Genomic DNA, 24,801 nt, shown 5'->3' with positions numbered 1-24,801 from the left:
ATCAAATTCAGCTAGGTCTTGAGCCACTTCACTGATTCGGGGCGACGAAACGCCGTGACCTCCTTTGCACGTGCCGCATGGCGATCCACCGGTCTGGTCGTGTGCCTGATGGCAGGGCTGTCGCTGGGTTGCGCCGCCCTCGCCAAGTCCAATGAGACGACCGCTGAGACGGGCAACAAGGAGACCGCGAAGCCAGCTGCCAAGGACGCCGCGAAGGGACCGGCCAAGGACTTAAACAAGGACTCGAACAAGGGCGCGGCCAAGGAAGCAGCGAAGGAAGCAGCCAAAGGCACGGTCCAGGGAGCCGGCAAGGACGCAGCGAAGGGCGCGAGCAAGGGTGGCACCGCGGCCAAGGAAGGCGCGAAGACGCCAGCCAAGGATGCTGCCGCCAAGGAACCGGCGAAGGACAAGCCGAAACCCGCGGCAGCGGTCTCCTCGCCGAAATCTCACCCGGCGAGCAACGGATCGCCGCCCAAGCCCGCAAAGACCGCACCCGCGCCGGCCGTGACGGCCACCGACAGGCCCACCGCCCCGGCCGCCGCCAGACCGCTCGCAGCTCCCGTGCTGGCCCCCGCGACCCGCCAGCATGCGGCGCCACGCAAGCCGGTCATTCCGGCCGCGGTTGCGGCGACATCGTCGACGTCGCAAGCCGACAAGGACACGCTCGAGAGCGTCATCGAGCTCGTACGCAAGCGCAAGGCCGGCGACGCCACCGATGCCGCCGCCGGCATCTCGGATCCGGTCGCGCGAAAGCTCGCCGAATGGATCATCCTGCGCAGCGAGGACAACGGCGCGACCGTGGAACGCTATCGCGCCTTCATCTCCGCCAATCCGACCTGGCCGTCGCAGACCTTCCTGCGCCGGCGCCTCGAGGCCGCGATGTGGGACGACAGGCGCGACGATTCGGTCGCGTGGTCGTGGTTCGAGAACGAGTCTCCGATCTCCGCCAAGGGCCGCTTCACGCTCGCCAAGGCGATGCTGGCGCGCGGCGATCGCGCCAATGCCGAGCGGCTGGTGCGCGAGGCCTGGCGCAGCGATCCGATGTCGGAGGACACCGAGAACAACGCGCTCGACCAGTTCGGTGCCCTGCTGACGCCGGGCGATCAGAAAGCGCGGATGGACACCCTGCTCTACGGCAGTGAGACCGAGGCGGCCCTGCGCGCTGCAAAGCGCCTCGGCGCCGGCTATGTCGCGCTCGCCAAGGCCCGCATCGGCGCCGTCAAGAAAGCGCCGAACGCGCGGGCGCTGCTCGACGCCGTGCCGCGCGAGCTGCACAATGACCCCGGCTACACCTTCAGCAAGATCCAGCTCCTGCGCCGCGAGGAGAAGTTCGCCGAGGCCGCCCAGCTGATGCTGTCGGCGCCCAAGGATCCGGGTCGGCTTCACAATCTCGACGAATGGTGGATCGAGCGGCGCCTCCTGGCCCGCAAGATGATCGACACCGAGGAATTCCGCTCGGCCTATCTGATCGCGCGCGATGCCGCCCTGCCCTCGCGCGACATCTACAAGACCGAGCAGGAGTTCACCGCCGGGTGGATCGCGCTGCGATTCCTCAACGACCCCGCGACCGCCACCCAGCATTTTGCCCGCATCGGCGTCGGCAGCGTCAATCCGACCGCGCTGGCGCGCGCCGGCTATTGGCAGGGCCGCGCGGCCGAAGCGATGGGGCGTCAGCAGGAGGCGCGCAACGCCTATGCCCGCGCCGCCGAACAGTCGACCAGCTATTACGGCCAGCTCGCCCGGGCCAAACTCGGCCTGCCGCAGATCGAGCTCAACAGCCAGCCCCGCGGGCGCGGCGCCGAGCGGCTTGAGATCGTGCGCGCTGCGCATCTGCTCTACGAGCTCGACGAGCGCGAGCTCGCGGTGCCCATGCTCGCCGACATGGGCGAGAATGGCGATCCCGAAGCGCTTGCCGGCCTTGGCGAGCTCGCCCAGCGCTACGGCGATGCACGGGGCATGCTGCTGGTCGGCAAGTCTGCCCTCAACCGCGGCCTGCCATTTGACTTCTACGCCTATCCCGTCAACGGCATTCCGCAGTTCACGCCGATCGGCCCCGACGTCGAGCGCAGCATCATCTATGCGATCGCGCGACAGGAGAGCGCGTTCAATCCACGCGTGGTTTCGCCGGCGCAGGCCTATGGACTGATGCAGGTGACGCCGGACGCCGCCCGCTACGTCTGCAAGCGCCACGGCGCGACCTACGACCTGGGGCGGCTGAAGAACGATTCGGTCTACAACGCCGCGCTCGGCTCGGCCGAGCTCGGCGGATTGCTCGAGGATTATCGCGGCTCCTACATCATGACCTTCGCCGCCTACAATGCCGGCCGCGGCAGCGTGAAGAAGTGGGTCGAGCGCTACGGCGATCCGCGCGATCCGAAGGTCGATGCGGTCGACTGGGTCGAGCTGATTCCGTTCTCCGAGACGCGCAACTACGTGCAGCGGATCATGGAGAACCTTCAGGTCTACCGCGCCCGCTTCGGCGGTGGCACGCGCCTGCAGATCGAAGCCGATCTGCGTCGCGGCGCCGTAAGCGTGGAATGACGCTGCCCCGTTCCGGTTAGCGGCCGAGCATGGGGGCGAGCGCCTTCGTCTAGACCTTAAGTCGCCGAGACATATCCGGCGACCGGCCACGATCCGCAGGCGAGCTCTTTCGACCGTTGCGGCCCGATCGGCGCGCTCACCGGTGCGCCAGCTGGCGGATGAACCGGTGCCCTGACAGATGAAGGCCTAGGTCGCTCCTGCTGCAGGGCGAAATCGTCGGGGCGCTTGTACGGTTGGGCCAGGCACCGGCGGCTTCTCTGCGCACCCCGGTCGGAGACCGCTTGCAGCGCATCCCTCCACAGTGACTTCCATCAGGTCGCAACCAAGACCGCGAAATCAACGGAGAGTGGCGGTACCACGTCGGACCCTGCCCCGAGCGAACTAGACATGCGACCGGCAAAAGAAAAACCCCGGCGGTTGCCCGCCGGGGTTCTCTGTCAGGTCGTTAGACCGGAACTTACCAGTTGCGCTGAGCGCGGAGGAGCAGGGTGAACGAGTCCTGATCCTTGAGCTCATACACCGCGGTCGGCTTGGAGACAGCAGCAGCCGGAGTGATGACGGCCGTGCCGGCATACTTCTGATCGAGACGGGTCCAGTTGAAATCCGCCGAGAAGGTCAGATTCTTCACAGGAGTCCAGCGGGTGATCACACCCACCTGGCCGATGTTGAAGTCGGGGTTACAGCTGGTGACACCGGCCACAGCCATGACACCGACGAAACCGCCGCCGCCGCAGATGGCGTTCTTAGCCAGCGAGCCGAACTGGGCCGCAGCATAAGCGCCGTAGATCGCGGTGTTCCAGTAGGGATCCCAGTTGTGGGTGTAAGCGCCACGGAAGCCCCAGGTCTTGACGGTTTCCTGCGAGCCGCCGGTCACGAACACGGTGTCCGGAGCATTGGCGAAGCCGATGCTCTGGTACCCGACGTCGGAACCACTGAACATCGAGTACGAGCTACCCGCAAGATTCTGGAAGTTGTAGCGGGTCGCACCATCGGTGTAGACGCCCGAAATGTTGATCGTGTCACCCGCGCCGGTCGGGATGTTCTTGATCGACAGAGCGAGCTGAACCGCCCAACCCCACTTGTCGTCGGGGTGGCCAGTGACCTCGGTCGGGCCGTAATAGGCGACATGGTTGTCATGCGCAGCAACCGACGCCTGGAACAGACCCCAAGCCTGGTCGACACGGACCATACCGACGAGGTTCGGCGAACGCGAGCCGCCGATGGCGTTGGATCCGTACGAACCGCCAGCGATGCCAGCAACCGTTGCGCCCGTCAGGTTCAGATTGCCTGCCTGATAGTAAGCCGTCGCATCTTCCGCCGAGAACGACGCCGTGATGCCCTGACCGAAGTCAGCGGTGTAGGTGAACTGGTTGACACCAGTGACCGTGCCGCTGCCGCCGACGAGACCGTCGAAGTTGTTGCCGGGATAGTTGGTCCAGGGCGCGTCGAACTGCGACACGGCCTTACCCATCGTGAAGCCGGCGAACTGGATGAAGGCGTAGTACACGCCGAGCGAGCCGCCCGAAGTGCCACCGTCGGTCGGGTTGATGGTGGCGGTACCAGCAGTCGTGGCGGAGTAGCCGGTCGCGCCAGTGGCCGACCCCTGACCGGTGTAGTTACCAGTGGTCCAGGAGAACGTCGCATCGAAGAAGGTGCGGACGACGCCGTATTCGGTCGCGGTGCGCGTGTCGATGTTGAGATCCTGACGAGCGCGCATCGTGTAGTAGTTGCTGAGACGGTTGTGCGCCCCGCCGGTACCGCTGAACTGGCCGCCGTACACGCTGTTGGTGTTCAGCGCGACTTCAGCGCGCAGATAACCACCCAGCTTGATGCAGGTGTCAGTGCCCGGGATGTAGTAGAACCCGGCTCCATACAGGGAGCAGATCTTCACGTATTCGACCGCCTTGGCCTTCACGGGGAGATCGGCTGCCTGCGCTCCGCCCACGGCGATCAGACCCGCCGCTGAGCCGAGCAAAAGGCTCTTAACCAACTTCATGTTAAACCTCCAAGTTGCTCTTCAGGGAAGGTCACTGACCGGACGGCCAATTCCCAAACCCCCTCTAAATCACCGCTCCGAGTCCCTTCGCGCCTTCGGACACACCCGCATGAACGCGAGGGACTTAAGCGAAAGACCTAAACGGGACGACCTCGGGATGCCCCCCTCCGTCGCTCAGCCACAATTACCGAACGCCCTTGCACACACAACAAGAGAACGCTCCGAAACGGGCCGATGAAGCGCGTTTTCCAACGGGTGTTGCACAAATAACACGCAGATGTGATCAAACTGCCCTCGCAAGACTTTGTTTTCATTTGTGTTTTTTTGGAGGGTTCCACCCGCCATCAAAGTTCCCCACATGAGGCGCCCAGCCGGGCCCTCGGCCTGGATGGGCTTTGACGACCTCGAATCGTGGAATCAGAAACGAGACTCACTGAGGCGTATCGACCGCCTCCGCGGCAGCCAGCCTGATGCAAGCTGGGCCGCCTGCTGCGCCTGAGGCGGCCGGCAGACACTCTTTATGGAGGCGGGATCATTGGAAGCGGGCCGGCAGCTGGGCGAGCCGAGACGCGGGCTGCCAAGTCTCTATAGCCCCTTCTCGCGAGCCATTGAATTTCCTAGCAAATCGGCTTCCGACGTGAGCAAGGACGTTTCCATGCGGGGAACACCCTTGCAATATGCCAGAGGTCAAGCTTCGCGTCCGCTCTCGCAGCGCCACACTCTCGCCGCGACAACAGCCGTCCTGTGGCGAAGATCACTGGGAATATTCGAGCGAAAACACACGCTTCTAAATTGACCGGCCCAAGTAATTAGAGGCATAAGGCTCGCACCGGAGAGGTGGCCGAGTGGCTGAAGGCAACGCTTTGCTAAAGCGTCATACGGTCTCAAGCTGTATCGAGGGTTCGAATCCCTCCCTCTCCGCCACCCAGCAGCAGACTCAATCACCGCGTTCTTTCACTTGGAAGCGATCGTGAAGCCGGTCCACGGACGAGCACGGGGCGTTCAGCCCGATTCGCGTGCTCCTTATATATATGTGCGCGCACCTAGAGACCGGATCGCCATATCCGCCAATGCGAGGGCGATATCAGCACAGCCTCGCCGGCCCAGACGTTGAACCAGACGCCGCCCTTGCGCCGGCACGGAAAGGACCAGGCCTTGATTCCCGTCTTGTGAAGACATCCGAGTTCCAGGTCGCACTCGTCGGGAGCGATCTGAATCGGAAGCCATCGTCCATTCGTGTTTTGGTCGCCCATGCCGTCGGGTCTTATGCGGCGGCACGACGAGCAAAATTGATTCAGCGCAACCGGGCCCACCCGTGCAAACACGGATCAGAGGCCGTTCTCATCTCAGTGCGCGGAGACCCAGGCCCTCGCCTCGCGCTGGGCGATGGAGATCTCGGCATCCGACATCTGCCCGGCGACTTCCTGGCGCAGCGCCACCGCGTCCTTGCGGCCCTTCAGCGCCGCGAGGTTGAACCATTTGTGCGCGGCGACGAGATCGACGATCCCGGAGCGACCGCTCGCCCAATAGATCCCGCGCTCGAACAGCACGTCCGACAGCGCGCTCGCGTCGATCGGCGTCGCCGTCTCCAGATCGAAAGTACCCTGAAACATCACGCATCCCCTTTTATTCTTGTGCCGTCCCGCTCCACCGAGCGCGGCTCCCGTCCAAATAGCTGTTCAACTCTTCCCCGAGTCTTCTTGCCCATGCCGTTTGCCGGCTTGTTGGAGGCGATGATGGCGGGCAAATTTGAATGGCAGTTTAAGTATCGCGATGAAGCAGACGTAAACGCGAGCGCGCGAGGCGCGTACGGGAAATTCAAAAAGTCCCTGATTTGCAGGCACTTCTGCAATTCGTCAGATTCGGTTTACCCTGGGATTTTGGGAGATCGATAACCATCGCGCGCGGTGGCGCGTGTCAGGTGGCGTCCCACTCTCCGTCGTCACCCGCGACCCGGCTACGCCAAGGCTTCGCCGGGGCACGCGGTCTCGGGTCGCCGAAGCTTCGGCGAAGGCGGCGAGCGGGTGACCCCTGTCCAAGAGGCAGCAGTGACCCGCCGAGAAGCTGTGGCGTACTGGATCGGCCGGGCGATGACACCGCACACGTGGAACGACCCGCGGACCGCGGCAAGCAGGCGCATAACCCTCGCCTGCTCCAAGGCAGCGCGGCCACGTCGCAGTCAGATCAGCGATGTCGGGGGGAAAGGAATGCCGGCAATACCCCGGCGTCAGGAGAACGAGGGCGTCGGCGAACACGTCAGGACCAGATTCCACGCAAGCCCGAAGGCCGCTTGTGAAATTGCGGAGCTCCTTTTCGGAGAACCGCACCGAACGAAGAAAACTCGTTTCTTCTGCCGGACCGCGAAAGAGAACGGTCCGACCGTTGACCTGATGTCTCGCCGACACCCTCTATCGTCGACCAGAACCCTCTAGGAGGCGCTGATGACGTGCCGGCTATCTGGAGCCGGCAACTTCAGAAGCGAAGTTACTTCTTCTTCTTCGCGACCTTGCGGGTCTTCTTCGCAGTCTTCTTCACTGCGCTCTTCGCCTTCTTCGCCTTCGCCTTCTTCGCTTTCTTGGCCATGTTGCCCTCCGATGTGTGAGATGGCTTTAATCGCTGCGTGCACTCGGGGATCGAATGCACTTCATCCCGAATACACCAACACGAAGAAAAAAACAGCGTCTCGCTTAAAGAAGTGTTGACGGCGCAACGCGCGTGCGCTTGTCGAGCGCGACGCAAGCGCACCGCACGAGGTGTAGCTGCGATCACGGAGAACAGGCGCAGCGTCGACGTTCGCGACTGATGCGATTGCAGAAAAACACTATGCAGCAAGTATTTTTCTGCACGTGCGCGTCGCGCGCGACCGACGCGATGATGTGCGTCGCCATTCCCCCGATTGTCTCGCAGAGGCACTTCGCGGACTCTGAGTCGTGAATTTTGGCAACGAAAATATTTTCATCCTTAACGGCGCGAACGCTCGTCTGAGCGTGTGCAAGCCGCCGTTTTGCGCGAATCGCGTGACGGCGATTCGGTCGCCGCGGCACTGTCGATCGGGATGAAGTTTGCTTCCGAGGATGCGCGCGTGCGTCGCACCGAGAACCGAAAGCGAGGCGACGAAACGTGTCCGCCACCTCGCTCGAGCGCGTGAGGCTAGAGGCCGAGCTTGGACTTGAGCAGGTCGTTGACGCTCTGCGGGTTGGCCTTGCCGCCGGACGCCTTCATCACCTGGCCGACGAACCAGCCGAGCGACTGCGGCTTGTCCTTCACCTGCGCGGCCTTGTCGGGATTGGCAGCGATGATGTCGTCGACAACCTTTTCGATCGCCGAAAGATCCGTCACCTGCTTCATGCCGCGGCTTTCCACCAGCGCGCGGGGATCGCCGCCTTCCTGCCAGACGATCTCGAACAGATCCTTGGCGATCTTGCCGGAGATCGTGCCCTCGCCGATCAGGTCGATGATCGCCGCCAGCTGCTCCGCATTGACCGGAGAGCCCGTAATATCCCGCCCTTCCTTGTTGAGGCGAGCAGATAACTCGTTCAGGACCCAATTGGCCGACAGCTTCTTATCTCGCCCATTAGCCACGGCCTCGAAATAGTCAGCCAAGCTTCGATCGCGAGACAGCAATTCGGCGTCATAGAGGGGAAGGCTGAAATCGGCCATGAACCGCGCTCTCTTCTGATGCGCCAACTCAGGCAAATCGGCCCGTAGCCGCTCGATCTCGGCTCTTGTAACCACCAATGGCAGCAAATCCGGATCGGGGAAGTAGCGGTAGTCGTGCGCCTCTTCCTTGCTCCGCATGGACCGCGTTTCATGCTTGTCCGGATCGAAGAGCCGCGTCTCCTGTTCGATCGTCCCTCCGCCCTCAATAACCCCAATCTGGCGATTGGCTTCGGCGTCGATCGCGAAGCCGATAAAGTTGATCGAGTTAAGGTTCTTGAGCTCACAGCGTGTGCCGAGGGGCTCTCCGGGCCGCCGAACCGAGACGTTGACGTCCGCGCGGAGGGAGCCCTTCTCCATGTCGCCGTCGCAAGAGCCAATGTAGCGGAGAATCGACCTAAGCTTCGTGATATAGTTCATCGCGTCTTCGGCAGATCGAATATCGGGCTTGGAAACAATCTCCATCAACGCCACCCCAGACCGATTGAGGTCTACCAGTGACAGGTCAGGGAATCTGTCATGGATCAGCTTCCCCGCATCCTGTTCAAGATGGATGCGCTCAATACCGATTTTGACAGTGGTGCCGTTTTCCGAGTCAATCTCCAACTCGCCTTCGCCTACGATCGGAGATTTGTATTGGCTGATTTGATAGCCCTGCGGCAAATCCGGGTAAAAATAGTTTTTCCGATCGAAAACTGATCGCTCGTTAATCGTTGCGTTAAGCGCGAGCCCGGTGCGAATAGCTTGGCGGACGCACTCCTCGTTGATCACAGGCAGCATACCCGGCATTGCCGCATCGACCAGAGAGACGTGAGTATTTGGCTCTCCTCCAAATTCAGTTGAAGAAGCCGAGAATAGCTTCGATTTGGAGGCAACTTGGGCATGGACTTCCATGCCGATCACGACCTCCCATTTGCCGGTCTCCCCGTCGAGTAGCTTGCTCATGTCCTGCTCCCGAGCAGCGTGGCAGCGATCCGCTCCCACTCTGCCTCCAATGAATCCTTTGCCGTGGGCTGGCCAGCCTGACGGTACCAGTAGCCGGCATTGCCGAGGTCGCCTTCGACGCGGTGCAAGTAAGCGTGCACCCAGGCGGCCTCACGGCTGCTCTCGTCCTGAACGATCTTGTGCGCGCGGTCCCAGTCCCCCTTCGCGGCCCACCAGAGACCTGCAAGCGGCGCGTTCAGATCCGGCGCGGGCGCCGCGCTGCCGAGGCTCGCGATGAAATCAGCGACATTCACCACCACCTCGCGGGCGTGAAGCGGCCGGCGGCCTGCTCGATCACCTCGCCGAGCGAGAACAGCGTCTCCTCGTCGAACGGACGGCCGATCAATTGCAGGCCGAGCGGCAGGCCCTGCGCGTCCTTGCCGGCGGGCACGGCGATGCCCGGAAGGCCTGCCATGTTCACCGTCACGGTGAAGATGTCGTTGAGGTACATCTCGACCGGATCGGCGCCGCCCTTCTCGCCGATGCCGAAGGCGGCCGACGGCGTCGCGGGGGTGAGGATCGCATCGACGCCCTTCGCGAAGCAGTCCTCGAAGTCCTTCTTGATCAGCGTCCGCACTTTTTGCGCGCGCAGATAATAGGCGTCGTAATAGCCGGCCGAGAGCACATAGGTGCCGATCATGACCCGGCGTTTCACCTCGGCGCCAAAGCCCGACGCGCGGGTATTCTCGTAGAGTTCGATGATGTTCTTGGCCGGCTCGCGCAGGCCGTACCGCACGCCGTCATAGCGCGCGAGGTTGGAGGAGGCCTCCGCCGGCGCCACGATGTAGTAGGCCGGCAGCGCATATTTGGTGTGCGGCAGCGAGACTTCGACCAGCTCGGCGCCAGCCGCCTTCAGCCACGCCGCGCCCTCGCTCCAGAGTTTCTCGATCTCGGCCGGCATGCCGTCGAGACGATACTCCCTGGGGATCCCGATCTTCATGCCCTTCACCGACTTGCCGATCGCGGCCTCGTAGTCCGGCACGGGAATGTCGACCGAGGTCGTGTCCTTGGGGTCATGACCGGCCATCGAGCGCAGCAGCATCGCGGCATCGCGCACGCTGCGCGCGATCGGACCGGCCTGGTCGAGCGACGACGCAAAGGCGACGATGCCCCAGCGCGAGCAGCGGCCATAGGTCGGCTTGATGCCGACGGTGGCGGTGAACGCCGCCGGCTGGCGGATCGAGCCGCCGGTATCGGTCGCGGTCGCGCCCATGCACAGCAGCGCGGCCACGGCCGAGGCCGAGCCGCCGGACGAGCCGCCCGGCACCAGCGTGGTGTTGCTGCCGTCGCGCCGCCAGGGATTGCCGACGGGGCCGAAGCAGGAGGTCTCGTTCGACGACCCCATCGCGAACTCGTCGTTGTTGAGCTTGCCGAGCATCACCGCGCCGTCCCGCCAGAGCTGCGAGGTGACGGTGGACTCATATGTCGGCACGAAATTGCCGAGGATCTTCGAGCACGCCGTCGTGCGCACGCCCTTGGTCGCGAACAGGTCCTTGATGCCGAGCGGGATGCCCGCGAGCGGGCCCGCATCGCCCTTGGCGATCCTGCCGTCCGCCTCGCGCGCCATCGCGCGCGCCTGGTCGGGCGTCTCCATCACGAAGGCATTGAGCACGCGCGCGGCCTCGATCGCGGAAAGATGCGCGTCGGTCAGCTCAAGCGACGTGAAAGTCTTGTCGGCGAGACCCTTGCGGGCCTCGGCGAGCGTCAGCGATGTCAAATCGGTCATTTATTGATCGGGCTGCAGAAGAACGGAGACAGGGTCTTGTCGTTGGCCGGGTCGTCTTTTTTGGCGGCGGCTTTCGCAGCGGCCTCGATCTCGTCGAGCACGGCACTGACGGCGACATTGGGGTCGGCAGCCTTGCCCTGCCGCTCCATCTTGTCGAGATAATTCATGTAGGCCTGATAGGCCTTCTCATCGTCGCAAAGCAGACACATCGGACTACGTCCTAAGACTCTTTGTTTGACGCGTTATCTTCACGCGAACCGGCTTCCGCTTCGCTCGAAAACGCCATGCTACTCGACGACCTTCGGCACCAGGAAGAAGTGGCCTTCGGTCGCGGGCGCGTTGGCAACGATATCGTCGGCGATCTCGCCATCATTGACCACGTCCTGCCGCTTCTTCATCTGCATCGGGGTGACCGAGGTCATCGGCTCCACGCCCTCGACATTGACCTCCGAGAGCTGCTCGACGAAAGCGAGCATGGCGTTGAGCTCGCCCTGCAGATGCGGAACCTCGTCCTCGGAAACCGCAATGCGCGCCAGATGCGCGATGCGGCGGACGGTAGCAGCGTCGACGGACATTATATAAGGCCTCTCACGGCAAAACCCATGTGCCGTATAGCAGAGGCCGCTTTTGCGCCGCAACCGGCGCTAGCGCATGATCCGGAAAAGTGTGAAGCGGTTTTCCGAAAAGATCATGCGCAAACAAGAACCTGGAGGCTTATCCGGCCAGCGCTTTCAGGCGAGCCAAGGCCGATTTGGCCAGATCGCGGGTCAACTCGGCGGCGCCGACCTCGCGGCCTAGCGCAACGGCCTGTCCCGCCCAGAGGTTGGTGAAATCCACCCTGCCCTGCTTTTCGGCCGCGGCCTTCAGCGGCCCCAGCGCAGTCGCGGCATGGGGAAACGGCGGCGCATCCGGCGAGACCGGGCCGACCTCGCGCATCAGGCGGTTCTGGACGCCGCGCGCCGGACGGCCCGTCATGACATTGGTGATGACGGTAGAATCGTCCCGGGCTTCAGCGAGCGCCTTGCGGCCGCCCGCGCTGAGCCTGGATTCCGGACAGCGCAGATAAGCGCTGCCGATCTGCACGCCGGATGCGCCGAGCGCGAAGGCCGCGGCGATGCCGCGTCCATCGGCGATGCCGCCCGCCGCGATCACCGGCACCTTCACGGCATCGGCAACCTGCGGCACCAGCGCAAAAGTGCCGGGCTGTTCTGCGATCCTGTCCGTCAGGAACATGCCGCGATGACCGCCCGCCTCGGCGCCCTGCGCGATCACGGCGTCGACGCCACGCTCTTCCAGCCAGAGCGCTTCCTTCACCGTCGTGGCGGATGCGATGACGAGGCAGCCGGCCGCCTTGACCCGCCCGAGCAGCGCCTGCTCCGGCAGGCCGAAATGGAAGCTGACGACCTCCGGCTTGAGCTCTTCGACGACTTCACAAAAGGCCGCATCGAATGGCGCGCGGTTGGCCGCGGCGATCGGCGCCGCCGGATCCAGACCATGCTCGCCGTAATAGCTCGCAAGCCGCTGCTTCCAGCGCGCTTCCGCCTCAGCCGTGAGCTCGACCGGCGTGTGGCAGAAGAAGTTCATGTTGACCGGCGCCTTCACGCGCTGGCGAATGAGGCCGACCTGCTCGCGCGCTTTCTCGGCCGAGATCATCGCGCAAGGCAGCGAGCCCAGCGCGCCGCCTTGCGCGGCCGCAATCACTAGCTCCGCATCCATCACGCCGGCCATCGGCGCCAGCACGATCGGAAATTCGGTCTTGAACAGATCGATCAGTCGACGGTCAGGCCACATGGTTCTTGCCTCATATTCGCTCTTCCCCTCTCCCCTTGTGGGAGAGGGTGGATCGCCGCGCCAGCGGCGAGACGGGTGAGGGGTATTTCTCCTCAATCACCATGCTAAGTTTGCGGAGAGATACCCCTCATCCGGCGCTTCGCGCCACCTTCTCCCACAAGGGGAGAAGGGAAGGCACCGTTCACCGAATTGCGTCTTCCTTCCAGCAATTGCTCCGCCTCGCCCGCGATCCGCTCGACGATCTCGGCCGCCGGGGGAATATCATGAATCAGCCCGACCGCCTCGCCCGCGATCACGGCCGCGACATCGAAATTGCCGGCCGCTTTCGCCGCGGCATAGTCCACCGCAACTGCGGCGACATTCTGCATCAGCTCGACCTCGCGGCCGATCCAGCGCCGGGCGTGATCATTGATCAGGCACCGGCCGGTGAACGGCGCCGGCCAGACATTGTTACGCGAGAGATCGAAGATGATGCCGCGCACGGTCGAGCCGCTGTTTGCTGCGCAGATCCGCCGCTTGGCCTCCTCCGCGCCGTCGGCCTCCTGGCTCGCATAGAAGCGCGTGCCGAGCAGCACGCCGCTTGCGCCCAGCATCATCATGGCGGCGAGCCCACGCCCGTCCGCGATGCCGCCGGCCGCAACCACCGGCACGCGGCCGGCGGCGAGATCGACGATCGCCGGCACGAGATCGAGGGTGGTGCGTGAGGCACCATGACCTCCCGCCTCCGTTCCCTGCGCGATCAGGACATCGGCGCCGGCATCGAGCGCCTGTCGCGCCATCGCCTCGTCCTGGACCTGGCAGATCAGGCGTGCGCCGGCGGACTTGATCCTGGGTGCGAACGGCACGGGATCGCCGAACGACAGCATGATCGCCGATGGCTTCACGCCGAGCGCGATGTCGAGAAGCTCGGGCCGCTTGGCGAGGCTCCACGTGATGAAGCCGATCCCGAACGGCGCACGCAGTTCGGCGAGCTTCGCAGTCTCCTGCTCCAGCCACGCTCGCTCGCCATAGCCACCGCCGAGAATTCCGAACCCGCCGGCGCGGCTCACAGCCGCGACCAGGCGGCTGCCGGCGACGACATCCATCGGCGCCAGCAAGATCGGATGCGCGATCTCCAGCAGCGTGGTCAGCGACATCGTCATCGGCATGGCTTCTCCCCGATCTCTGGACAGCGAGACTAGGCGCGACTAGCATTCTCCAGAAATGAATTGTTGCGAACGCTGCCATCTCGAAATCGGAACGACGCCATGGAACTCAGCGATCTCCAGACCTTCACCGTCGTCGCCCGCACGGGCGGCATCACCCGCGCCGCCGAAGAGCTCAACACGGTGCAGTCGAACGTCACCCAGCGCGTGAAGGCGCTGGAGGCGGAGATCGGCACGGCGCTGTTCGAGCGCCACAGCCGCGGCATGACGCTGACGGGTGCCGGCAAGCGCCTTCTCCCCTACGCACAAAGGATGGCGGCGCTGTCGCGCGAAGCCTTGCTCGCCGCACGCGACGATGGCGCGCCAAAAGGACCGCTCGCGATCGGATCGATGGAGACGACGGCGGCCGTGCGCCTGCCGCCGCTGCTCGCCGACTTCCACCGCCGCTTCCCCGCCGTGCGCCTTTCCTTGCGTACCGCGCCGACGGCCGACCTCGTCACCGGCGTGCTTGAAGGCTCGCTCGACGGCGCCTTCGTCGCGGGTCCCATCACGCACGCCGATCTCATCGCGACGAGCGCCTTCCGCGAGGAGCTGGTGCTGGTCAGCGCACGGCGCTGGGCCTCGATGGCCGAGCTGCGCGCGGGAACGCCGGAGTCCGGGCCGACCGCGCTGGTTTTCCGCACCGGCTGCACCTACCGCCAGCGGCTCGAACAAGTGTTCGTCGAGTTCGGCTGGCCGTCTGCCGCGCGCTTCGAGCTCGGCACGCTCGACGGCATGATCGGCTGTGTCGCCGCCGACATGGGCGTAACGTTGCTGCCGCGCGCGGTCGTCGAGCGCAGCGCGATGAACGGCAGCATCGCGATCCACGCGCTGAGCCCGGCGCACGCGCGCGTCGAGACATTGTTCATCCACCGCCGCGCAGGCCATCAAACCAGCGCGCTGAGCGGCTTTGCCGACTGCCTGAAGAAGGACGACGACGTCATCGCGGCCTGACGCGACGCAGCGTTCCACTCCACGAAATTCGTCACAAATCCATCGCGTTTCCACGCTGCCTTCCGCGGCAACGCAGCACATCAAAAAGCTTTGAAGCCCGCGATCATTCTACGTTAGGATGACTGACTGGCCAGCGCAAAACCATAACGAAGCCAAACATCGGCAAGAACATCGGGAGGACTATCGATGCGCAATACGCTCGTGTTGTGCTGTGTCGCTGTGTTGTCGGCGACATCAGGAACTGCAAGCGCACAGGACTGGACCAAATCGAAATGGGGGCCGAACGACGAGATCGGCGCCGCCAACTACATGACGCCCGAGCTCGTGGTGAAGGCGGCATCGCTGGTGAAGACCGGCAAGACCTACGCCCTCGGCATTCCCGTCACGTCGCAGACGCCCGCCTATCCGCCGCGCACCTACAAGATCACGGTGGTGCAGCCGGGACAGGCCGGCATCGCGGGGCTTGGTCCGAACAAGGCCACCTACAACGATGACATCCTCGACAGCTGGGTCGGCATCGGCAGCCAGCTCGACGGGCTCGGCCATCTCGGCGTCGAGCACGTCTATTACAACGGCAACAAGCTCGCCGATTTCGCCGATCCGACCGGGTTGAAGAAGCTCGGCATCGAGAAGGTGCCGCCGATGGTCACCCGCGGCGTCCTGCTCGACATGGCCGCCTATTTCAAGACCGACGTGGTGAAGGAAGGGACCGCCTTCAACGTCAAGGAGATCGAGGAGGCCGCCAAGCAGCAGAACGTCGAGATCCGCCAGGGCGACGTCGTCATCTTTCACACCGGCTGGCTCAGCCTGATGGGTAAGGACGACAAGCGCTATTCGGCCGGCGAGCCCGGCCTCGGCGTCGAGGGTGCAAAATATCTGACTGGCAAGGGTGTCGTCGCGGTCGGTGCCGACACCTGGGGGCTCGAGGTGCTGCCGTTCGAATCCAAGAACGTGTTCGAGGTGCACCAGATCCTGCTCGCGATGAACGGGACCTACATCCTCGAAAACATGGATACCGCCGCGCTCGCCCGGGACAAGGGCTATGAATTCCTGTTCGTGCTGGGACAGCCGCGCTGGACCGGCGGCGTGCAGGCGATGATCAACCCGATCGCGATCCGCTGACGCGCGGCCTGCATCGCAAGCGCTCCGGGTGAGGGCCGTCAGTGTCTCGACAGAGCACACCGCTCCCCTCACCCGAAAGCCGCGTCGGTCCCCACTCCAAGAACCTGGGTCCTAGATTCGGATGTCCTCATAGGATTCGATCCGCCGCGGGCCGACCGAGGTCGCCTCGTGCGAATCCGCATCAGTGAGATTGCCGAAGTCGAGCTTGGTCAGTTTCGTCAGGTCCGCGATCGAGACCTGGAAGACGCTGACATCCTCCTCGGACATCCGCTCGAGCAGGTCCGCCTCCTGGATTCGGTCGATCTCCATCACCTGCTTTCGCTGGCTCATCAGGAACGCCGCCGCCTTGAGAGCGTCGTCATCGTCGTTGCGTCGGATCAGGATCTTCCAGAAATACTTCGGAATTTGAACGCCGCCGAAGCTCGGATCCTTGTGCGGCCGGCCGGCCGGATTGGGCAGATCGGATTCCTGGGCATCCGGCCCATCGAACACCGGGCCGTTCATGACGATGCCCTTCTCCTCACCTTCGAGCAGGACATCGCGCGTGTAATCCTCCAGTCCTGCCCAGAGCTGCTTGCCCTGGTTGAACGAGAAGAACTGCGGCGAGCAATTGGTGAAATGGAAGGAATCGTCGCCATGCTGCTTGGCCGCGGCGACGGTGTCGCCCCAGGTCGCATCGAGGCGGCGCACCAGATGACCGCGGTCGAACGGATTCTTGCTGCGGTCCGCCTCGAAAGTGGCCTGCTTGCGGTAGAACTCGTCGCCGATCTGGGCATCCTCGTCGATGCGCGGATCGCGCAGCCAGGAATCACCTTCACGCTTGCCGACGTCCTGTTGCTTGCCGCCGTCGATATTGACGCAGCTGAAGAAGGCGAGCCTCCGCTCCTTGTTGATGACGACGCTGTAGTTGAAATATTTCAGCTCGGATTGCCTGGAGCGGCCCTTGAGCATCGCGATCCTGGACTTGAGGGCGGCCGGAATCTTCGGCAACGGGACGGAGAACTTGCCGGTGCCCAGAAAATTCGCCTTGTATCCTGGACGCGATTTCAGCGTGCTCTGATCGATATGCACGGCCTCCATCGGCAGGCCGTTCCTCGCACTGATGTGAGGCAACAGGCCGGTCGGCGGCGCAATCAATGGCGTGCCGCCGTTGCGCTTGCCGCCGTCCGTGCCGCCGTTCGGCGTCCGGCCATTGCCATGACCTCCCGCCGGGCTCGGTAGCGGCGCCGTTGGAGCCAGAGGAATCTCCTTCCTGAACATCGGCAGCGGCACGCGGATCGGGACCACCAGAGACGTGCCGTCGACGGATTGCTCGACCCAGACACTGGCGCCGTACGGAGTTGCGTCAACCGGCGGCCGCAAGGCTCGCTCGATTTCGTGCGGGCTCGGCGGGTCCATCTCGTCCAGCACCGGCCTGATCAGAGGGTGAGAGCCGACGGCCACCTTGAGATCGGCGACGATCGCGCTGATCCGGATGCCTTCGTTGGCGATCCAGTCGATCGAGGATTCGTCCATCGACGGCCTCCACACCTTGCCGTCCTTGGTCAGGGTGCGACCCTGCGCATTCTTCCGGGGAACACCGCTGTGGTGCAACGCGACCACCTGCCAGAAGCGGTTGAACGCCGGCGACCCCGACGATCCGGCCGTCGTATCGGTATTGTACCAGAGGAAGTCGCCGACATATTTGAGCAGCTTGTTCTCGCGGACGCAGACCTGCTTCATCTGCCCGCTGGGATGCTGGACGATGGTGAGATACTCTCCCGGGTCCGCCTTGCCGGGCGCGCCACTGAGCGGCAGCCATCCCCAATCCTCGAGTTCCTCGTGGCCTGACAGCGAGGTCGGCGCCACCGCAACGACCGAGAAATCCAGCCGGTCATTGGTGTAGAAGAACCTGCGCGGCTCGAATCCGAACCTCACCGGCACACGCTCCTGTCCCGAAGCGTCCAATTCGTAGTTGAAATCGGCGATCGAATGGGCTGCGTCGGCCGGCCGGCCGAAGACGTGATGGTTCGTCAGCAGCAGGCCGGGCCCGATCAGAAAGCCGGAGCCATAGCCGAGGAGATTCGACTTGAGATCCCTGAGCTGAATACGGCAGACCGAGCGCGCGGCGGCGGTCCCCTTGGCGAGATAATTGATGCTGTCGAGATCATTGCCCTGGATGATCCGCTCCAGGCCGATCTCGGCCGTTTGCATGTCGTGCGTCTCGGCCAGAAGCTGACGCTGGCGCAGGCGCATCTTCTCGACGGTCATCTCGATCGGACCGTCGCCGAGTTTTTTGTTCAAGGCATCGGGTGAGAACTCGGCTTGCTTGAATCGCCTTTCTGAGCCCGCGATCAGGCTTGGCTTGATGAGCATCATGACCTCTCAAAATCAAGGGCGAGTATTGGACGTGGTCGGCGCCTGAAAATCTGCGCCAAGGCTGCAGCGCGGACCGGACTGCCGGTCGCTGCCGATCATTCTGAAAATCGGGGCACGCGCCCCGCACTACCTTAGGCCTATATTTCTATCGCTCGGCAACCAGAGCGTCAATCGACGTGCGCTGCCGAGGACGCGACATCATGCCATGGCCTGCGACGTCGCCCGTGTGAGATTCGCCACAAATGATCGTTGCATTTGTGCGTGGCCATTCTCACACGCTTCTTGCTGTCGCCTTCAGGTGCCACCGCCGCAGCGCCACGACGGACCAGATCGCCTCGACCAGCCCGAACGGCCAGGCGCCCTGGAGAAAACCGTAGACCGAGCCGAGCGCGCAGGATGCGGCGAACAGCAGCACGAACCAGTGGCTGCGATCCTCCAGGGCGTAGGTGACCAGCATCGCCGTGACGGCGAACAGGCCGAATAATGTCAGCACGTCCATCTTCCGGGTTCACTCCGCTGCGTAACGCGTGATATGCGCTACGCCATGCCGGCTCTTATCCTGTCCCTCGTCGATGCTGCAACCCACTGGCCCGCGCGCGGCGCGCTGGTCGGGCTCGATCTCGGCACCAAGACCATCGGCGTTGCCGTGTCCGACCCCGATCGTCGGCTCGCGACCGGCGTCGAGACCATCGCCCGCAAGGCATTCAAGCAGGACGCCGCCCGGCTGCTCGCGATCGCGATCGAGCGCAAGGTGGTCGGCTTCGTGCTCGGCCTGCCCATCAACATGGACGGCAGCGAGGGCCCGCGCGCGCAATCCACCCGCGCCTTCGCCCGCAATCTCGCAGGACTGACCCAGCTGCCCATCGGTCTCTGGGACGAGCGCCTCTCGACGGCGGCGGTCGAGCGCGAGCTGATCGGCATGGACGTCAGCCGCGCCAAACGCGCCGAGGTGATCGACGAGCATGCCGCCATCTTCATCCTGCAGGGCGCGCTCGACCGTCTGGCAAATCTGCGCGCGGCGCCGGGGACGGACTGATCCATGCCGGTCGTGGTCGCGGCGCTGCTGCCGGTCTTCATCCTCATCGTGCTCGGTGTCGTGCTGAAGCACAGCCTGATGCGTCTCGACACGCAATGGCACGGGCTGGAGCAGCTGACCTATTTCGTGCTGTTTCCGATGCTGCTGATCCAGACCCTGGTCAAGGCCGACCTCTCCAGGGTGCCGGTCGCCGGCGTCGGCGGCGCGCTGCTGCTGTCGGCGCTGGCGATGTCGCTGCTCTGTCTCGCGCTGCGGCCGGCGCTGTCGCGGCTCGGCATCGACGGCCCCGCCTTCACCTCGATCTTTCAGGGCGCGACGCGCTGGCAGACCTTCGTTGCGCTGTCGATCGCCGCCAACATGTTCGGCGATCTCGGGCTGGCGCTCGCCTCCGTGGCCATGGTCGCGATCATCCCGCTGGTCAACGTGTTCAGCGTCTCGGTGCTCGCTCGTTACGCCGCACAGGAGAAGCGACCCCCGCGCGCCATCGCCATGACGGTGATCCGCAATCCACTGATCTGGGCCTGCGCGATCGGCCTTGCCGTCAATCTGATGCACCTGCCGCTGCCGAAAATCTGGCACGAGGTGGCGGACGCGCTGAGCCGGTCCTCGCTCGCCATCGGCCTGCTCGTCACCGGCGCGGGGTTGCATCTGAAAGGCCTGTTGCGTCCCAGCCTGGGCGCAGCCATCGGCGTCGGCCTGAAGCTGGTGCTGATGCCTGCGCTCGCGCTGGGGCTCGCGGCCTGGTTCGGCATCACCGGCAACAGCCTCGCGATCGTCGCGATCTGCGCGGCCGTGCCGACCTCGCCCAGCGCCTATGTGCTGGCCCGCCAGATGGGCGGCGACGCGCCGTTGCTGGCGCAGATCATCACGCTGCAAACGATCCTGGCGGCAATCACGATGCCGATCGCGATCGCGCTGGCCTAGGATTCCGGATTGCTTCGCGGGGCTCGCAATGACGGAGTATGAGGCCTAGCTCCCCAGCCACATCGTCAGCACCACCGCGGTCAGATTGTTCAGCGCGTGGAGCACGATGGTGAGCCAGAGCGAGCCGGAGCGATAGCGCATGTAGCCGAACCACAGGCCGATGGCGAGGACTTCGGTGAGGAAGTACAGGTCGTATTGCAGGTGCACGACCGTCCAGATCAGCGACGACAGCAGGATCGCGCCGGGCACGCGCAGGAAGCTCGCCGACCAGCCGCGATAGAGGAAGCCCCGCGCCAGAATCTCTTCCGACATCGGCGCGGCCACGCTGAAGGCGAACAGGAGCAACAGGGCAGCGCCCTTGTCGCGTCCCGATTTCAACAGATCGGTCATGAAGCCCGGCGTCGCCTCGCGCCCCAGCGCGCGCGACATCGTCTCCCACACCAGCACGATCAGGATGAGGCCGACGGCGCCGAACAGCAACTGCTTCCAGGAAGGCCAATGCAGCGCGAGATAATCGACGAAGGACGCCTTCTTGATGCGAATGGCGATCCAAACCGCACCAAGCGTCGCCGGCAGTCCCATGATGACCGACAGCGCGAGCGTCTGGGGCTCGCGGCCGATGAGCTGGAGCGAAGAGAGGTCCATCGGAAGACCGCGCTGCGCCGCCAGCAGAACGACGGCGCCGATCTGCCCGACGAACATCGCGACGAAGATGAAGACGCCCCACAGCGCCGTGCCCCAGAACATCCAGACACGTGGTGGCGCAGACGTATCGGTCAGCGGCGGATGGTCGGGATTGAGGGAGTCCATCAGGAGGCTTTCGTTAGGTCGCGCAAACTATCGAGAGGTCATCATGCCCGGGCTTGTCCCGGGCATCCACGTTCTTCGTGCCGCACAGCAAGACGTGGATGGCCGGGACAAGCCCGGCCATGACGAGAGGTTGAGGTGGACACTCCTCACGGCAGCGCCCGTTCCAGCAGCGCGCGCACCTCGCCGCTGTCCAGCTCCACCGCGCCGTACATGCTGGCGTGATTGGCCGCGAGACGCGTTGCCGCGAACAATTCGGCATTGTGCGGCGACACGCCGTTGAGCGCCGCAGCCGCGGCAAGCAGCGCCAGCTTCTCGACGGCAAGGCGCGCGACGCGCTCGCCGTCGGCGCGGCGGAAGGTCTTGCCGATGAAGGTGGCCGCCTCACCGGCCCCCGGCAGGCCCTTGGTCTCGGCCGCCAGCGATTGCAGCACCGCCATCGCCGCCTCCGGCTCGCGCGAGAGCGCGCGGAGCACGTCGAGGCACATGACGTTGCCCGAGCCTTCCCAGATCGCGTTGACCGGCGACTCCCGATAGTGGCGGGCCAGGATGCCGTCCTCGACATAGCCATTGCCGCCGAGGCACTCCATCGCCTCGTAGAGGAACGGCGGCGCGCTCTTGCAGGTCCAGTATTTGATCGCGGGCGTCAACAGCCGCATATAGGCCGCCTCCGCCGCATCATGCGGCGTGCGGTCGAAGGCGCGGCAGAGCCGCATCACCAGGGCCGTGCTGGCCTCGACATGCAGCGCCATATCCGACAGCACCGCCTGCATCAGGGGCTGATCGGCAAGATGCTTCTGGAACACGCTGCGGTGCCGCGCGTGATGCAGCGCATGTGCGAGCCCCGAGCGCATCAGGCCGACGGACGCAATCGCGCAATCCTGCCGCGTCAGCTGCACCATCTGGATGATGGTGCGGATGCCCTTGCCCTCCTCGCCGACCGCTTCCGCGTAGGCGCCGGCGAACTCGACCTCGGACGAGGCATTGGAGCGATTGCCGAGCTTGTCCTTCAGCCGCTGGAACTGGATGGCGTTGACAGAGCCGTCAGGCGCGAAGCGCGGCATGAAGAAGCAGGTCAGCCCGCCATCTGCCTGCGCCAGCACCAGGAACGCATCGCACATCGGCGCCGACATGAACCATTTGTGACCGGTGATGCGATAGCCGTCCCCGTCACGCACGGCGCGCGTCATGTTGGCGCGCACGTCGGTGCCGCCCTGCTTCTCGGTCATGCCCATGCCGAGCGTCATGCCGCGCTTCTGCCACCACGGCGCAAAGGTGGGATCATAGCTCTTCGTCGACAGCACCGGCATCACTCGGGCGAGCAAGTCGGGCTGCATCGCCAGCGCACCCACGGAGGCGCGCGTCATCGTGATCGGACAGAGATGGCCGGTCTCGACTTGCGCGGCGATATAGAATTTCGCGGCACGAATGACCTCGGCGGCATCGCCCGCTGGCCTTCCGTCCGCCGTCCAGGTCGAATTGTGCACGCCCGCATGCGCACTGTGCGCCATCAGCTCGTGATAGGCGGGATGAAACTCGACCTGGTCGCGGCGATTGCCCTTGGCATCGAAGCTGCGCAGCTTCGGCGTGTTCTCGTTCGCGAGGCGGCCGCGATCGGCCATCGCCGCCGAGCCCCATTGCTTGCCGAACTCCGACAGCTCCCGCTCCGCCTTGGCCCCGCCATTGGCCCTGACCGCTTCGACCAGCGGAAGGTCCACCGCGAACAGGTCGACCTCCTCGAACGGCGGCGACTGGTTGAAGACCTCATGGGTCGCAAAGCTCGGCTGGGTCATCAGGTTTCCTCGGCGCGTGATCAGTTCCGGCGCGGCTGGATCGGGAAATCATAGGCCGCCCCGCCTGCCCCCGGCAGGGAAAAATGCCACCACTCCTTCGAATAGTTCACAAAGCCTTGCCTGGCCATCGCAGCGACCAGCCGCTTGCGCCAGGTGCGTTGCTCCGGATTGATCGACGTTACAGCGGTATGTCCCTTCACGTCGGTACAGTCGTAGCCTGTGCCCATGTCGACGCTGCCCTCCGGCGCGCGCATCGCGACCGGCGCCGTGCAGTCGGCATAGGTCTTCGACGGGTCGTAGCTGCCCGAATTGTCGGCCTTGAGATCGACCAGCGTGAGATCGAGCGCTGCACCCGTGGAATGCTGCGAGCGGCTCGCAATGTAGCCGAGGCGGAACAGCTCGGTCTTGGGAATGTTCGGGTTGTAGCGCCGCTCGGCCGCCGTCTCATGACCGTTCTGCGACCATTTCACCATGTCGAGCGAGGCCCGCGCCGGCCGGTAGCAGTCGAACATTTTCAGCGACAGGTTCTGCGCGGCCAGTTCCTGCTGGACCGCCTTCAGCCGCAGCCCCACCTCGCGCTTCACCACGCATTCGCCGGCGCCGTAGCCGGCGAGCGGACAGCCGACGAAATTGTTCGATGTGGCGTAGCGGATGTCCTGGATGATGCTGGGATCGATGTCGCGCAGGTACACGAAGCCGCCGGGGAGAGATTGAGCGTGGGCCGGTGAGATTATGGTTATCGCCATGGCTATGGCCGCAATTGGAATTGACTTCACGAGATGCCTCCGCATCGTCATGGCCGGGCTTGTCCCGGCCATCCACGCCCCTTTTGCGGCGAGCGTGCAAGAACGTGGATGCCCGGGACAAGCCCGGGCATGACGGTGATGAGCCACCATCGACAGATCAGGGGATAACTCCCATCCCATCGTTTGCCCCTTGCTCCCCCCGCCATCCCCCCCTATAGCTCTGCTTTTAATGACATCGAAATCGACCTTCGTCCTCGGCCACCGGCATTTGCTGGGCATCGAGGGCCTTTCTGCCGCCGACATCAGCGGCCTCCTCGACCTGTCCGAAGAATATGTCGAGGTCAACCGCCAGGTAGACAAGAAGCGCACCGTCCTGCGTGGACGGACGCAGGTGAACCTCTTCTTCGAGGCTTCCACCCGGACCCAGTCCTCGTTCGAGCTCGCCGGCAAGCGGCTCGGCGCCGACGTCATGAACATGTCGGTGTCCTCGTCCTCGATCCGCAAGGGCGAGACCCTGATCGACACCGCCGTGACGCTGAACGCGATGCACCCGGACATCCTGGTGGTGCGCCATCACGCCTCCGGCGCGGTGGAACTGCTGGCGCGCAAGGTTGACGGTTCCGTGATCAATGCCGGCGACGGCGCGCACGAGCATCCGACGCAGGCGCTGCTCGACGCGCTCACCATCCGCCGCAACAAGGGCCGGCTCGAAGGCCTCGTGGTCGCGATCTGCGGCGACGTGCTGCATTCGCGCGTGGCCCGCTCCAACATCATCCTGCTCAACACCATGGGCGCCCGCGTCCGCGTCGTCGGCCCTTCCACGCTGCTGCCGACCGGCATCGAGCGGATGGGCGTCGAGGTCATGCGCGACATGCGCGAGGGCCTGGAAGGCGCCGACATCGTCATGATGCTGCGGCTCCAGCGCGAGCGCATGAACGGCTCCTTCGTGCCCTCGTCATCGGAATATTTCCATTATTTCGGGCTCGACCAGAAGAAGCTCGCCTACGCCAAGCCGGATGCCCTCGTGATGCATCCAGGTCCGATGAACCGCGGCGTGGAGATCGACTCGATCGTGGCCGACGGCGCCCAGTCCCTGATCCGCGAACAGGTGGAGATGGGCGTCGCCGTGCGCATGGCCGTACTGGAAGCGCTCGCCCGCAACCTGCCGAACGCGTGATGCTG

20 protein-coding genes and 1 tRNA gene are annotated in these 24,801 nt (G+C 64.4%); 7 read left to right on the top strand and 14 right to left on the bottom strand.

Going from position 1 to position 24,801, the window contains the following annotated elements:
* Positions 1 to 108 precede the first annotated feature (108 nt).
* Positions 109 to 2,541: a lytic transglycosylase domain-containing protein gene (locus tag AC1RQP_RS32825; RefSeq protein ID WP_492941165.1), complete on the top strand. Its 2,433-nt coding sequence runs from the start codon at positions 109 to 111 to the stop codon at positions 2,539 to 2,541.
* Between the two features lie 457 nt (positions 2,542 to 2,998).
* Here AC1RQP_RS32825 and AC1RQP_RS32820 read toward each other — a convergent pair whose 3' ends face one another.
* Complete coding sequence (locus AC1RQP_RS32820; RefSeq protein ID WP_492941133.1) at positions 2,999 to 4,537, bottom strand: porin; 1,539 nt, start codon at positions 4,535 to 4,537, stop codon at positions 2,999 to 3,001.
* Positions 4,538 to 5,368: 831 nt separating this feature from the next.
* Between AC1RQP_RS32820 and AC1RQP_RS32815 the strand changes: the two genes are divergently transcribed.
* Positions 5,369 to 5,461: transfer RNA gene (locus AC1RQP_RS32815), tRNA-Ser, on the top strand.
* 422 nt (positions 5,462 to 5,883) lie between these two features.
* Here AC1RQP_RS32815 and AC1RQP_RS32810 read toward each other — a convergent pair.
* From AC1RQP_RS32810 to AC1RQP_RS32775, 8 genes are all read right to left on the bottom strand, one after another.
* Positions 5,884 to 6,150: a hypothetical protein gene (locus AC1RQP_RS32810; protein WP_061877321.1), complete on the bottom strand. Its 267-nt coding sequence runs from the start codon at positions 6,148 to 6,150 to the stop codon at positions 5,884 to 5,886.
* A gap of 1,537 nt (positions 6,151 to 7,687) precedes the next feature.
* Complete coding sequence (gene gatB, locus AC1RQP_RS32805; protein ID WP_492941131.1) at positions 7,688 to 9,139, bottom strand: Asp-tRNA(Asn)/Glu-tRNA(Gln) amidotransferase subunit GatB; 1,452 nt, start codon at positions 9,137 to 9,139, stop codon at positions 7,688 to 7,690.
* Positions 9,136 to 9,438, bottom strand: coding sequence for a hypothetical protein (locus tag AC1RQP_RS32800; RefSeq protein ID WP_492941129.1), 303 nt, complete (start codon positions 9,436 to 9,438; stop codon positions 9,136 to 9,138). Before AC1RQP_RS32800 ends, gatB begins: the two co-directional genes overlap by 4 nt.
* Positions 9,429 to 10,904 (bottom strand): Asp-tRNA(Asn)/Glu-tRNA(Gln) amidotransferase subunit GatA, encoded by a 1,476-nt coding sequence (gatA, locus tag AC1RQP_RS32795; RefSeq protein ID WP_239623960.1) that lies wholly within the window; start codon positions 10,902 to 10,904, stop codon positions 9,429 to 9,431. Before gatA ends, AC1RQP_RS32800 begins: the two co-directional genes overlap by 10 nt.
* Positions 10,901 to 11,113: a hypothetical protein gene (locus AC1RQP_RS32790; protein WP_239623962.1), complete on the bottom strand. Its 213-nt coding sequence runs from the start codon at positions 11,111 to 11,113 to the stop codon at positions 10,901 to 10,903. The genes gatA and AC1RQP_RS32790 overlap by 4 nt, the downstream gene beginning before the upstream one ends.
* A gap of 78 nt (positions 11,114 to 11,191) precedes the next feature.
* On the bottom strand, positions 11,192 to 11,479 hold the full coding sequence (gatC, locus tag AC1RQP_RS32785; protein ID WP_008548395.1) for an Asp-tRNA(Asn)/Glu-tRNA(Gln) amidotransferase subunit GatC: 288 nt from the start codon (positions 11,477 to 11,479) through the stop codon (positions 11,192 to 11,194).
* 139 nt (positions 11,480 to 11,618) lie between these two features.
* Positions 11,619 to 12,695, bottom strand: coding sequence for an NAD(P)H-dependent flavin oxidoreductase (locus AC1RQP_RS32780; protein WP_239623963.1), 1,077 nt, complete (start codon positions 12,693 to 12,695; stop codon positions 11,619 to 11,621).
* A 104-nt stretch (positions 12,696 to 12,799) separates the two neighbouring features.
* Positions 12,800 to 13,843 (bottom strand): NAD(P)H-dependent flavin oxidoreductase, encoded by a 1,044-nt coding sequence (locus AC1RQP_RS32775; RefSeq protein WP_492941126.1) that lies wholly within the window; start codon positions 13,841 to 13,843, stop codon positions 12,800 to 12,802.
* 99 nt (positions 13,844 to 13,942) lie between these two features.
* Here AC1RQP_RS32775 and AC1RQP_RS32770 point away from each other — a divergent pair, with 99 nt between their 5' ends.
* Positions 13,943 to 14,833, top strand: a complete 891-nt coding sequence (locus AC1RQP_RS32770; protein ID WP_492941124.1) for a LysR family transcriptional regulator — start codon at positions 13,943 to 13,945, stop codon at positions 14,831 to 14,833.
* Positions 14,834 to 15,019: 186 nt separating this feature from the next.
* Complete coding sequence (locus tag AC1RQP_RS32765; protein WP_492941122.1) at positions 15,020 to 15,955, top strand: cyclase family protein; 936 nt, start codon at positions 15,020 to 15,022, stop codon at positions 15,953 to 15,955.
* 111 nt (positions 15,956 to 16,066) lie between these two features.
* Here the strand turns inward: AC1RQP_RS32765 and AC1RQP_RS32760 are convergent, their stop codons facing one another.
* Positions 16,067 to 18,313 carry a DNA/RNA non-specific endonuclease gene (locus AC1RQP_RS32760; protein WP_492941120.1) on the bottom strand — a complete coding sequence of 749 codons (2,247 nt, stop codon included), beginning with the start codon at positions 18,311 to 18,313 and terminating at the stop codon, positions 16,067 to 16,069.
* A gap of 271 nt (positions 18,314 to 18,584) precedes the next feature.
* Positions 18,585 to 18,812, bottom strand: coding sequence for a hypothetical protein (locus tag AC1RQP_RS32755; RefSeq protein ID WP_239623971.1), 228 nt, complete (start codon positions 18,810 to 18,812; stop codon positions 18,585 to 18,587).
* Positions 18,813 to 18,857: 45 nt separating this feature from the next.
* Here AC1RQP_RS32755 and ruvX point away from each other — a divergent pair, with 45 nt between their 5' ends.
* The gene (ruvX, locus tag AC1RQP_RS32750) at positions 18,858 to 19,349 is read left to right on the top strand and encodes a Holliday junction resolvase RuvX (protein ID WP_492941118.1); all 492 of its coding nucleotides are present in this window, start codon (positions 18,858 to 18,860) and stop codon (positions 19,347 to 19,349) included.
* A 3-nt stretch (positions 19,350 to 19,352) separates the two neighbouring features.
* Positions 19,353 to 20,273, top strand: coding sequence for an AEC family transporter (locus AC1RQP_RS32745; RefSeq protein WP_492941116.1), 921 nt, complete (start codon positions 19,353 to 19,355; stop codon positions 20,271 to 20,273).
* Between the two features lie 45 nt (positions 20,274 to 20,318).
* On the opposite strand, the gene AC1RQP_RS32740 is transcribed toward AC1RQP_RS32745, so the two are convergent.
* The 3 genes from AC1RQP_RS32740 to AC1RQP_RS32730 form a co-directional block, all read right to left on the bottom strand.
* Positions 20,319 to 21,083 carry a CPBP family intramembrane glutamic endopeptidase gene (locus AC1RQP_RS32740; RefSeq protein WP_239623977.1) on the bottom strand — a complete coding sequence of 255 codons (765 nt, stop codon included), beginning with the start codon at positions 21,081 to 21,083 and terminating at the stop codon, positions 20,319 to 20,321.
* Between the two features lie 146 nt (positions 21,084 to 21,229).
* On the bottom strand, positions 21,230 to 22,873 hold the full coding sequence (locus AC1RQP_RS32735) for an isovaleryl-CoA dehydrogenase (RefSeq protein WP_492941114.1): 1,644 nt from the start codon (positions 22,871 to 22,873) through the stop codon (positions 21,230 to 21,232).
* A gap of 20 nt (positions 22,874 to 22,893) precedes the next feature.
* The gene (locus tag AC1RQP_RS32730) at positions 22,894 to 23,619 is read right to left on the bottom strand and encodes a M15 family metallopeptidase (RefSeq protein WP_492941112.1); all 726 of its coding nucleotides are present in this window, start codon (positions 23,617 to 23,619) and stop codon (positions 22,894 to 22,896) included.
* Between the two features lie 229 nt (positions 23,620 to 23,848).
* Between AC1RQP_RS32730 and AC1RQP_RS32725 the strand changes: the two genes are divergently transcribed.
* Positions 23,849 to 24,796, top strand: coding sequence for an aspartate carbamoyltransferase catalytic subunit (locus AC1RQP_RS32725; RefSeq protein ID WP_239623982.1), 948 nt, complete (start codon positions 23,849 to 23,851; stop codon positions 24,794 to 24,796).
* Positions 24,797 to 24,801: the final 5 nt, after the last annotated feature.

The sequence above is a fragment of the Bradyrhizobium sp. GW821-FHT13H06 genome, assembly GCF_058803975.1.
The sequence above is the reverse complement of the archived record's forward strand: the minus strand, read 5'-3'. Positions and strand labels throughout refer to the sequence as shown.